Origin of the sequence: Winogradskyella sp. SM1960, assembly GCF_020179375.1 — a bacterium.
Classification (GTDB): domain Bacteria; phylum Bacteroidota; class Bacteroidia; order Flavobacteriales; family Flavobacteriaceae; genus Winogradskyella; species Winogradskyella marina.
In genome coordinates this window covers 156,270-168,770 of sequence record NZ_JAICBG010000001.1, presented here as the reverse complement: position 1 = coordinate 168,770, position 12,501 = coordinate 156,270, and the positions used below count along the sequence as shown (strand labels likewise).

Annotated in this window: 16 protein-coding genes; all 16 read right to left on the bottom strand. The window is 33.4% G+C overall.

Annotated features, from left to right (window positions below; all coding sequences use genetic code 11):
- Positions 1-131: 131 nt before the first annotated feature.
- Positions 132-593 carry an SRPBCC family protein gene (locus tag K1X16_RS00800; RefSeq protein WP_225034678.1) on the bottom strand — a complete coding sequence of 154 codons (462 nt, stop codon included), beginning with the start codon at positions 591-593 and terminating at the stop codon, positions 132-134.
- A gap of 129 nt (positions 594-722) precedes the next feature.
- On the bottom strand, positions 723-1,187 hold the full coding sequence (locus K1X16_RS00795) for a TspO/MBR family protein (RefSeq protein ID WP_225034677.1): 465 nt from the start codon (positions 1,185-1,187) through the stop codon (positions 723-725).
- Between the two features lies 1 nt (position 1,188).
- Complete coding sequence (locus K1X16_RS00790) at positions 1,189-1,359, bottom strand: Lacal_2735 family protein (protein ID WP_195872792.1); 171 nt, start codon at positions 1,357-1,359, stop codon at positions 1,189-1,191.
- 6 nt (positions 1,360-1,365) lie between these two features.
- Positions 1,366-1,854: a glutathione peroxidase gene (locus K1X16_RS00785; RefSeq protein WP_225034676.1), complete on the bottom strand. Its 489-nt coding sequence runs from the start codon at positions 1,852-1,854 to the stop codon at positions 1,366-1,368.
- Positions 1,855-1,885: 31 nt separating this feature from the next.
- Positions 1,886-2,572, bottom strand: coding sequence for an SDR family NAD(P)-dependent oxidoreductase (locus tag K1X16_RS00780; RefSeq protein ID WP_225034675.1), 687 nt, complete (start codon positions 2,570-2,572; stop codon positions 1,886-1,888).
- A gap of 8 nt (positions 2,573-2,580) precedes the next feature.
- Positions 2,581-2,814 (bottom strand): hypothetical protein, encoded by a 234-nt coding sequence (locus tag K1X16_RS00775; RefSeq protein WP_195872789.1) that lies wholly within the window; start codon positions 2,812-2,814, stop codon positions 2,581-2,583.
- Between the two features lie 3 nt (positions 2,815-2,817).
- Entirely contained in the window at positions 2,818-3,507 is a 690-nt protein-coding gene (gene folE, locus K1X16_RS00770) for a GTP cyclohydrolase I FolE (protein ID WP_225034674.1), read from the bottom strand.
- Between the two features lie 139 nt (positions 3,508-3,646).
- The gene (locus K1X16_RS00765; RefSeq protein WP_195872787.1) at positions 3,647-3,919 is read right to left on the bottom strand and encodes a TIGR03643 family protein; all 273 of its coding nucleotides are present in this window, start codon (positions 3,917-3,919) and stop codon (positions 3,647-3,649) included.
- The gene (locus tag K1X16_RS00760; protein WP_225034673.1) at positions 3,916-4,347 is read right to left on the bottom strand and encodes a hypothetical protein; all 432 of its coding nucleotides are present in this window, start codon (positions 4,345-4,347) and stop codon (positions 3,916-3,918) included. Before K1X16_RS00760 ends, K1X16_RS00765 begins: the two co-directional genes overlap by 4 nt.
- A gap of 101 nt (positions 4,348-4,448) precedes the next feature.
- On the bottom strand, positions 4,449-5,939 hold the full coding sequence (locus K1X16_RS00755) for a cryptochrome/deoxyribodipyrimidine photo-lyase family protein (RefSeq protein ID WP_225034672.1): 1,491 nt from the start codon (positions 5,937-5,939) through the stop codon (positions 4,449-4,451).
- A 1-nt stretch (position 5,940) separates the two neighbouring features.
- Positions 5,941-7,410: a cryptochrome/photolyase family protein gene (locus K1X16_RS00750; protein WP_225034671.1), complete on the bottom strand. Its 1,470-nt coding sequence runs from the start codon at positions 7,408-7,410 to the stop codon at positions 5,941-5,943.
- A 212-nt stretch (positions 7,411-7,622) separates the two neighbouring features.
- Positions 7,623-8,930 carry a DASH family cryptochrome gene (locus tag K1X16_RS00745; RefSeq protein WP_225034670.1) on the bottom strand — a complete coding sequence of 436 codons (1,308 nt, stop codon included), beginning with the start codon at positions 8,928-8,930 and terminating at the stop codon, positions 7,623-7,625.
- A complete protein-coding gene (locus K1X16_RS00740) occupies positions 8,900-9,049 on the bottom strand; it encodes a DUF2256 domain-containing protein (RefSeq protein WP_225034669.1) in 150 nt (49 codons plus the stop codon). The genes K1X16_RS00745 and K1X16_RS00740 overlap by 31 nt, the downstream gene beginning before the upstream one ends.
- Positions 9,046-10,464, bottom strand: a complete 1,419-nt coding sequence (locus K1X16_RS00735; protein WP_225034668.1) for an SDR family oxidoreductase — start codon at positions 10,462-10,464, stop codon at positions 9,046-9,048. Before K1X16_RS00735 ends, K1X16_RS00740 begins: the two co-directional genes overlap by 4 nt.
- A 29-nt stretch (positions 10,465-10,493) precedes the next feature.
- Positions 10,494-11,804: an ABC1 kinase family protein gene (locus tag K1X16_RS00730; protein ID WP_225034667.1), complete on the bottom strand. Its 1,311-nt coding sequence runs from the start codon at positions 11,802-11,804 to the stop codon at positions 10,494-10,496.
- A gap of 27 nt (positions 11,805-11,831) precedes the next feature.
- Complete coding sequence (locus K1X16_RS00725; protein WP_225034666.1) at positions 11,832-12,488, bottom strand: TetR family transcriptional regulator C-terminal domain-containing protein; 657 nt, start codon at positions 12,486-12,488, stop codon at positions 11,832-11,834.
- Between the last annotated feature and the right edge of the window lie 13 nt (positions 12,489-12,501).

Below are 12,501 nucleotides of genomic sequence, written 5' to 3'. Positions count from 1 at the left end.
GTTATTCAGTTATTCAGTTATTGAGATGTTCAGTTATTGTGTTATTGAGTTATTTAGTTATTGTGTTATTGAGTTATTTAGTTATTGAGTTATTTGGGATGTGTGCGTTTTGTCTAGCTAAGGTTTACACGTTAATATTTCCCATACAACTCTTCTAATTTTTGAGTTCTATAATTAAAAATTTCTTCCAATTTTGGCTTTACTACAATGGGATGAACGAGTTGTCCTAAAATTCCCATTGGTAGTTTATAATCTATGATGTCTTCCATTTCTACACCACCTTCAATCGCTTTGATAAAATGTTTATGATGCCAAAGTGCGTAAGGTCCAAAACGTTGTTCATCCACAAAATACTCATGGTCTTTTACATGGGTGATTTCGGTGACCCATTTGGTTTTAATGCCTAAAACAGGTGTTACGATATATTGAATAATCTGTCCAGGAAACATAGGTCTATCAGCTCCCGAAAGGATATTGAAACCCATATAATCTGGCGTAATCGTTTTTAAATTCGCAGGATTTAAGAGAAATTCCCATGCTTGATCTACTGAGATCGGTAAGTTTTGTTTTTTATGTAAGGTATATAGTTTCATAACAATTATAAATTGAGAAGTGTAGGCGTTAGATTAAAGAACATGGGTAAATAACGTGGTTGAATTATAATTGCGTTATACCTAAATTTCTAAAAACACAATAATTCAGATTATTGAGCGAGGTGGACACTAATTATTAAAAACAACATAGGCATTTAAGGACGTTGCGATACACAGCCAGATAATATAAGGCAACAATAAGTATTTTAATCGACTCAATTTATCGTCACCAAAAGTGATAAAGAAGTACAAAATCACTAAGGTGAGTAAAATGATATTAACAAAGCCTAATTGAGTTAGTTGTTGATTAAAGAACACATAATTCCAACTCATATTTAACAGAACCGCAAGCGTGTATACAAAAATCACAAATTTCGATTTCCTAATAGAAAACAAATAACTAAGATATATTGAAAAGCAAACCATAATCAGTGTCCAAGCTGCTCCAAAAACCCAACCTGGAGGTGTCCAAGGAGCTTTGTTTAGATTAGAATACCAATCTCCCGTAACAGCATCTCCCATAAACCAACTGCCTAGCGCGAGCGCACCAAAATTGATAATCAAAAATAAGATGAACAGATATGCCTTTTTCAATTTAGTTTTTTTTTAAGTTATCAATTTTGTCACTGATTAATTGGGCTTCAGCATATTTTTTGTCGCTTTCAGCTCTATTTGTGGTAGAAAGTTTATGCCAATCTGCCATTAGTTTTTCGTATTGGTTTTGCAGTTTTTCTACTTCTGATTTTTTCTTAAATAATCCAAACATCACACTCTAGTTTAAATACTTTAATAATCTTGAACTTTTAGGGCTTGTAATAGAATAATAGTAGTCGAGAAATTCTCCATGTTCATCAATTAAATACTTCTGAAAATTCCATTTCACCACTGAATTTTGTTTCCCATTTAAAGACTTTTTAGTTAACCAAGCATATAATGGATGTTGATTTTCTCCTTTAACATCAATTTTTTCAGTCATTAAAAAGGAAACTCCATAGTTCACTTCACAGAACTCTTTAATTTCTTTGGAATTACCTGGTTCTTGTTTTCCAAATTGGTTACATGGCACACCAATAATAACAAGTGAATCTTTATAGGTATCCTGTAATTTTTGTAAATCTCTATACTGCGGTGTAAATCCACATTTAGAAGCTACATTTACAAACAGTATTTTTTTACCTTTAAATTGATGTAAACTAATAGGTTCACCTTGAAGGCTTTTAATCTTTATATCGTACACGGATTGCGTAGCAGTTGCTATCATGATGTTTTTATATTAAGTATTTATATGGTATTTACAATTTGAAACTTACGATGCCACAGTCCATTTCAAATATTTGTCCTGACATAGAAGCCGCTTTTTCTGATAATAAAAAGCCTGCCATATCTGCAACTTCTTTGGGTTGAAGATATTTTTTTAAGGGATGACGTTCATTCATATTATCAATCATCCGTTCATTACGCAATAATTTTGAAGCCAACTCAGTATCTGTAACCGTAGGAGCAATAGCATTGATGCGTATGTTTGGTGCTAATTCTGCACCTAGAGATTTTGTTAAGCCTTCGATTGCCGATTTTGAAGCTGCTACACTAGCATGAAACGGCATTCCTAACTTTGCAGCAACCGTACTAAACAGTACAATTGATGGTTTGCTACCTTTTTTTAAAGCTGGTAAATACGTTTGTATGGCTTTAACAGCTCCAATAACATTAATGTCGAAATCATTTTTAAAATCATCAACACTAAGTCTTTGTATCGGTTTAAGATTAATACTTCCAGGGCAATACACTAACCCGTCGGCTGTATCTATGTCTGGTAATTCCTCCGTTAGAATATCACAATCGTAATGTTTTAAATTAGGATAGGACTCTTTTGGCGATGTACGACTGATATTTACAATTTCATCATAAGAAGAAAGCAAAGAAGCGGTAATTGCCTTACCAATACCTTTGCTTCCTCCAATAATAATTAACCTTTTCATCGCTACACTTAAGATGTTGCAGTTAATGGTCTACCTTTTAGGCGCTTTTCAATCTTTTGTTTAATAACCGTAAGACGCTTCATTATGTCCATTAACTTGCTGTCTTTTTCTTGCTTATATAGTTCGTTGACTTCTAAAATTAAATCTTTAGCCTCTCTTGCTGCTAAAATTCTGTCACTTGTTGTTTTAAATGAAAACTTTCTGTTTTCAAATTCTAAAGCTTTTTCGATTGTTGTTTCCATAGCTTAATTGTTTAAATAGTTTTGTAATTCTAAAATTTTTGAAGCGTTATTAAATTCGCCACCATAATATGTTGTTACTGTGGTGGATGTGTCATCTTGAACACCTCTAGAAGAGACACATAAGTGTTTGGCATCAATAATAACAGCAACATCTTCTGTTTCTAAAACCGTTTTAAGTTCATTTGCAATTTGATTTGTTAATCGCTCTTGAACCTGAGGGCGTTTAGCATAATATTGAACAATTCTATTTAGTTTAGAAAGTCCAATAACCTTTCCAGATGACTTGTACGCAATATGTGCTTTTCCTATAATAGGTACAAAATGATGCTCACAATTAGAGTAGAAGGTAATATTTTTTTCTACTAACATCTGATTATATTGATATTTATTTTCAAAAAGCGCCATTTTAGGCTTGTTTTTTGGGTCTAAACCAGAAAATATTTCTTCAATATACATTTTTGCAACGCGGTCTGGTGTGCCTTGAAGTGAATCATCGGTTAAATCTAAACCCATGACATCCATTATTTCTGAAAATAAAATAGATATGCGTTTTTTCTTTTCTTCGTTAGACATATCAAAAGCATTGGCTTTCATTGGTGTGTCTAAACTTGTAAATAAATGGTCGTCGCCTATAGCTTCATTTGTAAAACCATTAAGCTGTCCATTTGCTTTGGAAGTTGTTTCTGTACTCATCTGTTTTTTAAAATTTTAATCAAAGGTCAGATGGAATTCGTCAAGTTTACTTTACAATTGTTAATTGAACTTGACTCATTTCATAGAATCTTTTTAATGTGCTGTCTTTAAGTACTCCAAACTTAAATCAAAGCACGTGTTAACGTTTTGAAATAGAGTTATTTGATATTGTTCTTTGTCTCGAGCATTTAAATCTGCCTTTGTCAAACATTCTTTTTTTACTGTGTTTAGTAGCTCTTCCTTGTACTCGCGCTCTCCATAATCTGAAGCTACTTGGTTTTAATTCTCTTCGCATCAAATTAATAACCTCTTGTTCTTTCAACTTAAATTGAAATGTAATAGCATCAAAAGGTGTTCGGTCTTCCCATGCCATTTCAATAATTCTGTCAATGTCTTTTAGTTCTAAATTCATAGTCCGTTAGGCATTGCATGATGAAAATCGTACTTTACTTTTTCATCCATTAATTTGTCAAAAAACTTCTTATTTTCTTTAAAAGTTTTATTGGCTCTAAAGTGCACAAATTTTCCTTGTGCATGTATACTAGATCCATTGATTTTATATATAACAAGATGGTAATAAGGTATGATCCATGTAAAATTTTGTAATCCTTTATTAATTCTAATTAAAATACCTTTTGGTCTTAGTTCTATATTTCCATAATTAATATCAGACACCAAATTCATCATCGATTGCAGATTTGGACTTACCTCATCAATTATCATACGTTTAGAACCTACACCTTTCATTTTCAATTTTTGTACCAAACTAAACGGACTGCCAACTAAATCGGAAATGATTTGCTTGGAATCTGAATTGTGATGTGTGGTATTTAATATCATATAGTTTCAAATATATGTAATGTTTAACTAATTTGTCAAAAGGTTAAACAAAAATTAACAGATATTTATGACTATGAGGCTTAGTTATAATGATATAAAAATCAATCGTTTCTCAACATACGCTTTCTATCTTGTAAGGTATGTCGTTTTAAGATTCTATAACTTTCACTAATAACTTCTGCATCGTTTTTCATATTCCAAAGAATTTCACTGGCGCGCTTCCGGTTTTCCTTTATATCTACTATAGGCATTGGGTAATCTACACCAGGGCTAAACTTGTAAAAGGCTTGTTCCATTTCAGTCATTAAATAAGGTTCATGGATAAAAGGGGTGTCTAAGTGTGCTAATTCTGGAACCCATTTTTTTATAAATTCAGCATCAGGATCGTACTTTAAACCGTTGAGTGTGGGATTGTAAATTCTTAAATTATTAATACCTGTTTCTCCGGCTTGCATCTGTAATTGTGGAAAATGGATGCCTGGCTCGAAATCTAAAAATTGTTGCGATAAATGCGTGGTTGCAGACTGCCAAGGTTGCCATAGTATATGTGTAAAAAAAGATGCCAACATGGCACGCATTCTAAAATTTACGTAACCTGTTTCAATTAAACAGCGCATACTAGCATCTACTAACGGAAATCCGGTTTGGCCTTCTTTCCATGCTTTTTGATAACTATCGGATAGAGTTTTCTTTAATTTATGATAGCCTTTATTAACGCTTGCGTTTTCCATGGTGTGTTCCATTTCAAACTTTTGAATAAAATGCGCTTGCCATCGTAATCTTGAAATGAATGCACCAATATGACGTTTATCTTGAGCTGTGGATTTTAATCGTTTTGCTTTCTGGTATACTTGTCGAATAGATAAATTTCCCCAAGCGATATATGGCGAAATTCTGCTGCAACTTGTTCTTGAAGCTTCCGGTTTTGAAATATTAACCATGTAATCTTCATGTCTATTTTCAAAAAATGAATTGGCATATTTCCAACCCATGGTTGTTCCTCCTTTTTGAAACTTTGTAGCTTCTGGTGTTGTTAAATCTGTTATAGAAAGTATGGTTTCTAAGGTTTCAATTTCTAAATGATGTAATAATTGATTGTCGCTAGGTTGAAACACTTCCAAAGCATTATTCATGTAGGTTTCCCAATTTTCAAACCAATTGTCTCTATTAACCAAACCACGCTCAACACCATTATTTTTAGATTCTTCCCAGTTCATTAAATTGTTTCGACAATAACGTGTAAATTCTTTGTCTCTATTATAGGTGACTAGCAATCCGGTTTCAACGTGAGAAAAAACGGTATCAATTTTATAAAATTCTTGCAGTTGATTAAACGCACTTGTAATATCGCTCGTTACCGTTAATACTTTCGTGTGATGTGCAGCGAGATTTTCATTTAAATCTCTTAAAGATTCTTTAATAAAATTAAAATGGCGTTCGCTATAATGTGCATCTTTCAATAGCAAATGTTCAAAAACATATAAAATTAGAACACGTTTACCTGACCTTAAAGCATTCGATAGCGCTTCATTATCCTGAAGTCTCAAATCGCGCTTCAACCAAACGACATTAATGTGTTCTTTTGCTTTCATCTTAAAGTTGCTCTAAAAATTGTTCTGCATTGTTAAAATGGTTTTCTAAAGTCTCTTTCTTCATTCTATCTAAATTGCCTAATAACATGCCTAATCTTGGATTGCCAGCAAAGAAATCGCGATGCTTATCCATAAACGTCCAGAATAATCCATCCCAAGTGTCTTGCCAGTCGCCTTTCGAGTAGTTGCTCATTTTCATGATGTAGTTGCTGCTACTGATATATGGTTTTGTAGACATTAAACCACCATCTGCAAACAAACTCATGCCGTACACATTGGGAACCATAACCCAATCGTAGGCGTCTATAAATAGTTCCATAAACCATTGGTAAACGTCGTCGGGATGAAATTCGCAAAGCACCATAAAATTACCGAGTAGCATTAAGCGTTCAATATGATGTGCGTAGCCTGTTTTTAAAACTTTTTTAATAACATCATCAATGGGTTTAATGCCTGTGTTGCCATCATAGAACGAGGCTGGTATTTTCTTGTTGAAGTTCCAAAAGTTTTTTGTGCGTTCTTCAGTGCCTTTTACCTCATAAACACCTCTTATAAATTCGCGCCAACCTAATATTTGTCGTACAAAACCTTCTAGTGAATTTAACGGAACGTCATTAGATTTGGCGTAATCGATAGCCTTGTCTATAACGTCCATAGGATTAAGCAACCCAACATTGATAAGAGGCGAGAGGATGCTATGATTTAGAAAGTGCTCTTCCTTAACAATGGCATCTTCATAAGGTCCAAACTCATGAAAGCGTTGTTCAAAAAACTGATGTAGCCAATCTTCTGAAGCTTTAAAATCTATAGGATAAATAACAAAATCATTGAGTTCACCATAATGCTCGCTAAAATTAGCGTTGACATAAGCTTCAGCGTCCTTGTGATACTTTGTTTTATCTGGAAAATGAATCGATGGTGGTATTTTATCTTTTGGGTATTTCTTTCGGTTATCTGAATCATAGGTGAGTTTACCACCTTCTGGCTCACTATTAACCATTAAAATATCGCGGTCTTTACGTTGTTGTTTGTAAAAAGAGGTTTGAAAGAATTTCTTTTTAGTGGGTTTAAAGAATGAACTTAATTCGTCTTTAGTATTTATAAATAATGGATTTTCATACCATTCAATTTCTATAGCTTTTGAAGCCGAATTAATATGTTTCTGAAGCCAATTATCTGTTGGGTCCATAATATGAAGTTTTTCAACGCCATCTTCAATAAGCTTTGGTATGAGTTGTCTAATATCTGATTGTTTTGTGGTCGCTTCAATATAGTTTACGGTTTTACCTTGGGTTTCGAGATAATCCGCATAAGCCTTCATGGAAGCTCTGTGAAACGCAATTTTTTGTTTGTGGAATTTATACTGTTTAAAGAATAAGAATTCTTCAATTAAATAGATTTCAGCATCCACTTTAAGAATTGGTGCATCCTTAAATAATTGATGTGGGAATATGAGTATGGCTTCTTTCAATTTCGTACTATTTGCTTTAATATTATTTCTTTTACACCCCTAAAGTCCCCTCAAGAGGACATTTGTCCGAGCGTTTATTTAGAGGGTTGTCCCCGATTTTTTAGTCCTGCAAGGTCTTGAGTACCTTGTAGGTATTTATTGTAGGTCTAAAACCAGCTGCATCTCGATACTATTTTTCATTCTTCAAAATCACTCGATGTGACGTTTCGTTTTTAGAACAATGTTGGTTGCAACCAAAGACTTCTAAATTTTCTATGCGCGTCATAACGTTCAGCTTGCAATTCAACATTAAATTTTCTATCTCTTGGGTCGTTGCCAACACCTGCGACGTACATCCAATTACCATAGTTGCTGTGCACGTCATAATCAATGAGTAAAGACTCAAAATAAGCGGCACCAATGCGCCAATCTAATTCTAATGCTTTGGCAAAATAGGAGGCTACATTTTGCCGTCCTCTGTTACTCATCCAACCAGTTGCTTTGAGTTCAATCATATTAGCGTTCACAAATTCTGATGTGGTTTCGCCGTTAATCCATTTATCAATCTGAGTTTTGTTTGAAGACCAATCGTAATCCTTTTGAAGTATACCTTCTAGCTTGAAGATGTGGTTACCATGTTTTAAGGACACATATTTGAAATAATCGCGCCAAATGAGTTCAAAAATGAGCCAATAGGTCGATTGATTTTTGAAGTATTCTTTTTCAAAATTCTTCACTTGCCAATAAATTGTTCTAGCAGAGATGCAACCATTTGCTAGCCAAGGCGAAAACTTAGAACTGTAATCCACACCCACTAAACCATTTCTAGTTTTTTTATAAAATCCTAATTTTTTGGTGTTGTAGAAATAATCCTCGAGGCGTTTAATGGCTTCGGTTGCACCACCTTTAAATGGAAAAGCCGAATGTGGATTGGTTTCAAAATGGTCAAAACCTAAATCGTTAAGTGTTGGAATTTTAGTGTTGTTGGCAATACGATTACTTTCAGGATATGTTTTAGGTTGTAATTCTGGACGAATTTCAACGTGTTTTTCAAGTTGCTTTCTAAAGTTGGTAAAGACTTGTGGTGTTTGTTCAATTTTGAAAATGAGGTCTTCAGGATGGTATAATAACTGATTGTAAATGGCATGCCAGTTAATGGCAACTAATTTAGATTTAACGGCATTTTCTGTTTCTAATTCTTCTGAGGTCCATTCCTTTTGAAGAAATATTGAATTCACATTATAGGTTTTGCATAGCTCAGGAATTATAACTTCTGGATGTTGATGAAAAACGAATAAATCAATGTTTAATTTATTGAGTTGTAGTCTTAAATCTTCGATAGATTCAATTAAAAATTTTGCCCTAAATTTCTCTGTTTTTTTAAATCCGAATTTGTCAATTGCAAAGTGATAGGGATTAAAACAATACACAGCAATGAGTGGGTTTCCGTTTTTTTGAGCTTCACATAAAACAGCATTATCTATGGTTCTTAAATCGTTTTTAAACCATATTAAATTGCTATTATTTTTTGTTTTTTGCATTTGTTACTACAATAGTTTACGTGTTCCCAATCGCGTTCCCATTTTTTCCGCCATGTAAAAGGGCGTTGGCACACAGGACATAGTTTTGAAGGAAGATTTTCCTTTTTTACACCTCTCATTTTTTTACCAAAGCGTTAATCATACCATTAAAAACAAAAGCGTGAAACGGTAAAACGGCATACCAATACAAGCGTCCCCAAATACCTTTAGGTCTAAAAACTGCACGTTGGTGTAATTGGTCGTCTACAATTTTAAACTCTAACCACGCTTCGCCAGGCAAACGCATTTCTGCGAAAAGTAAGAGTCGTTTTTCTTCTTTACTAGCATATAAAACGCGCCAAAAATCTAGTGCGTCGCCAGCTTCTAAATAGGTGTCGCTTGTTCTTCCACGTCTTAAGCCAACACCACCAAAAAGTTTGTCCATATAACCTCTTAGTTTCCATAAACCGTTAAAACTGTACCAACCATTTCTACCACCAATTGCCCAAATTTTATTTAATGTAAATTCTTCGTCAGTCACTTTTCGTTGTTTTACATCTTTAAAACAGCCAAATTTTGGTAACTCAATATGCTTAGATAATTGGTCTTTAAATCGTCCGCTGCTCACGGCATCTTTCCAACTTGATATCACAGCATTTTGTTCAATTTTCTGAAAGGCTAAATCCACAGCAGTTTTGTAATCCATGGGTTCGATACCAATAATGGCGTTGATGTCACTTGGTTTTCCAATGACTTCAACTTTCATACTATCGACTAATGCCGCTGCTAATTTAAAGGACGTAGAGGTTACAAAATACAACCAATACGACGATAGTTTTGGTGTTAATACAGGTAACGTAACGATATAGCGTTTTAAATCTCTAACTTCAGCAAATTGAAGTAGCATTTGCTTATATGTCAGGACTTCTGGTCCAAAAATATCATATGCATTATTATAGAGTTCGGTTTTTCTTAATCCACCTGCTAAAAAGTTAAGCACATCACGAACGGCTAAGGGTTGCGTTTTAGTATTTAGCCATTTTGGTGTAATCATAAAAGGCAATTTCTCTACGATATCTCTTATAATTTCAAATGACGCACTTCCGCTACCAACTATGATGCCTGCTCTAAACGTTGTGAGTGCATAAGTTTCAGATTTTAAGGTGTTTTCTACCTGTAATCTCGATTTTAAATGCTTCGATAAAGAAGCATCATTAACAATGCCGCTTAAAAAAAGCACTTGTTTACAGTTTGTAGGTTCAACAAGTTTTTTGAAATTTTGAGCACATTGCTGTTCTAGGTCTTCAAAATCATCTGAACTAGTCGACATCGAATGAATTAAGTAATACGCAGCATCAATGTCTTTTGGAATTTCAGCATCTTCAGGTTTTAAGAAATCCACTTTTATAAAAGAACATAACGGATGGTCTTCAATTTCATCTGGAATTCTGTTTAAATCACGTACACAACATACAAGTTCATGCTTATCTTCAAGTAATTGAAGTGCTAGTCTTTTGGCAATATAGCCTGTTGTACCTGTGATGAGTATACGCATTAAAAATGGGTTTAGATAGATGGATTTATTTACAGGTTCTTGAAATTATTGATTTTAATATCCTGAGCTTTAAGGTCGAACATTAAATTGTATAATCCAAAGAAAGTTCTGTTGATATATATAAAATGTGTTGATCCTCTATTGCCATTCATATTTCTGAGTTCTGTACTTTTTGAATACCGTTGTCCCATTTCTGTAATTTGATTAAAAAATGTAGGATCTGAAAAATCAAAAGTTTCAGCGTGAAATGGTTGTGTAAATAAACTTAATAACTCATGAAACATGGCACTAAAGAAGGTTATCTCTTCTTCTGAATCATCTTGCCTTAAAATTTCGAGTTCATAAAGTTTTTCAGTAAAACGTTTAGGGTCGTTAATACATTCAGGATTTGCTAATTCAAAATAAGGGCTATAAAAATCTTCAGGAATAATTTTCATGCACCCAAAATCTAATGCAATTAAGTTAGCTTCTTCAGAAATTAAAAAATTTCCAGGGTGTGGATCGGCATGTACTTTTCTTAATTGGTGAATTTGGTACATGTAAAAATCCCATAAGGCTTGACCCAATTTATTAGATTTGTCTTGGTCTGTATTATGAACTACAAATTCTGAAAGGTGTTCACCCTCCATATAGTCCATAGTTATAATGCGTTCGGAAGAAAATTCCTCGTAATACTTGGGGAATTTTAAATTTGGAATATGGTGACACGCCTCAGCTATTTCTTTGCTTTGTGCAATCTCTAATATGTAGTTTGTTTCTTCTGTAAGTTTATTTTCAACCTCTTTAAAATATTTATCAGAGTCTTTTCCTTTAATGTTAAACATCTTTATAGCAATGGGTTTAACCAAAGCTAAATCTGAAGCGATACTTTCTGCAACTCCTGGATATTGGATTTTCACAGCAAGTTTTTTCCCATTCTTTTCCGCTATATGGACTTGGCCTATGCTAGCAGCGTTTACAGAAGTTGCATTAAAAGTATCGAATAAATCTTCGGGATGTTTTCCGAAATATTTTTTAAATGTTTTTATAACCAAAGGTGGTGATAATGGCGGTACCGAAAATTGTGATAAGGAAAATTTTTCAACATAAGCTTGTGGCAATATGCTTTTTTCCATGCTTAACATTTGCGCTACTTTTAACGCACTCCCTTTTAAGGTTTTTAAACTATCGTATATGTCTTCGGCATTATTTTGGTTGAGGCGTTCTTTGGCATCAGTTTTAGAATTAACCATTTTGTCGCCGTAATATTTTAAATAATTAACACCAACTTTTGCTCCGGTTGTCACTAATTTAGACGCTCTAGATATTTTAGTAATGGGAATACTGTCTATTGTTTTCATATCTGCTGAATTTATTTCAATATCTAATTAGTTCATGTTAATTTTCTCTTTGTATAAAAATTTACCAAAGTCGATGATGCTTTTTAAGGGAGTCGTATTGATGATGTCAAAACTAGCTTGTACGGATTTTTCAATAAATACATCTGTTTTTTCAAATGAGGTAGACGTATCATCTAACCAGAATTTCATTGTGACTAACAATTGTATCCAAGCAGATTCTTTGAGGGCTTTACTTTTTAGTTTTTCAAGCTTTTCTTGTTTTAGATCTATGGTTTGAATATTTAAATTCTCAATGTAGTGACTAAAACGTTGCTTTAAATGCGAAAGTGTTTTGAGGGATTTGAGTTTGTTTTTATCCCTACTTAATGCCTGAACCACATAACTTCTATTGGCTGTAAGTGTTTCAAAAAATGTGAAATAAAAACTTAGAAGTTTATGGCGCGCATCAAATGAATGATAGTCTTCGCTTTTCTCTAAAATAGCGAAAGTGTTATCAAAAAATATTTTAAATATAGATTGTTCTAAAGTCTCAAAAGAACTGAAGAACTCATAAAATTTTTGTTCCTCAAAATTATGGTCTTTAGCAAAAGCGTATATCGTTTTTGGTTTGTGGTTATGTGTAAGCACATAATCCATATAAAAAGATATTAGGTCTGATTCTTTTATGTTTTTCTTTTTTGCCATTGTAATTGTTTTA

What these genes read in the sequence shown, in the direction of transcription:
- K1X16_RS00800 (WP_225034678.1), bottom strand. Translation starts at nt 593, where the DNA reads ATGAAACTATATACCTTACATAAAAAACAAAACTTACCGATCTCAGTA.
- K1X16_RS00760 (WP_225034673.1), bottom strand. Translation starts at nt 4,347, where the DNA reads ATGATATTAAATACCACACATCACAATTCAGATTCCAAGCAAATCATT.
- K1X16_RS00740 (WP_225034669.1), bottom strand. Translation starts at nt 9,049, where the DNA reads ATGAGAGGTGTAAAAAAGGAAAATCTTCCTTCAAAACTATGTCCTGTG.
- folE (WP_225034674.1), bottom strand. Translation starts at nt 3,507, where the DNA reads ATGAGTACAGAAACAACTTCCAAAGCAAATGGACAGCTTAATGGTTTT.
- K1X16_RS00755 (WP_225034672.1), bottom strand. Translation starts at nt 5,939, where the DNA reads ATGAAAGCAAAAGAACACATTAATGTCGTTTGGTTGAAGCGCGATTTG.
- K1X16_RS00765 (WP_195872787.1), bottom strand. Translation starts at nt 3,919, where the DNA reads ATGAATTTAGAACTAAAAGACATTGACAGAATTATTGAAATGGCATGG.
- K1X16_RS00725 (WP_225034666.1), bottom strand. Translation starts at nt 12,488, where the DNA reads ATGGCAAAAAAGAAAAACATAAAAGAATCAGACCTAATATCTTTTTAT.
- K1X16_RS00785 (WP_225034676.1), bottom strand. Translation starts at nt 1,854, where the DNA reads ATGATAGCAACTGCTACGCAATCCGTGTACGATATAAAGATTAAAAGC.
- K1X16_RS00790 (WP_195872792.1), bottom strand. Translation starts at nt 1,359, where the DNA reads ATGTTTGGATTATTTAAGAAAAAATCAGAAGTAGAAAAACTGCAAAAC.
- K1X16_RS00730 (WP_225034667.1), bottom strand. Translation starts at nt 11,804, where the DNA reads ATGAAAACAATAGACAGTATTCCCATTACTAAAATATCTAGAGCGTCT.
- K1X16_RS00745 (WP_225034670.1), bottom strand. Translation starts at nt 8,930, where the DNA reads ATGCAAAAAACAAAAAATAATAGCAATTTAATATGGTTTAAAAACGAT.
- K1X16_RS00780 (WP_225034675.1), bottom strand. Translation starts at nt 2,572, where the DNA reads ATGAAAAGGTTAATTATTATTGGAGGAAGCAAAGGTATTGGTAAGGCA.
- K1X16_RS00735 (WP_225034668.1), bottom strand. Translation starts at nt 10,464, where the DNA reads ATGCGTATACTCATCACAGGTACAACAGGCTATATTGCCAAAAGACTA.
- K1X16_RS00775 (WP_195872789.1), bottom strand. Translation starts at nt 2,814, where the DNA reads ATGGAAACAACAATCGAAAAAGCTTTAGAATTTGAAAACAGAAAGTTT.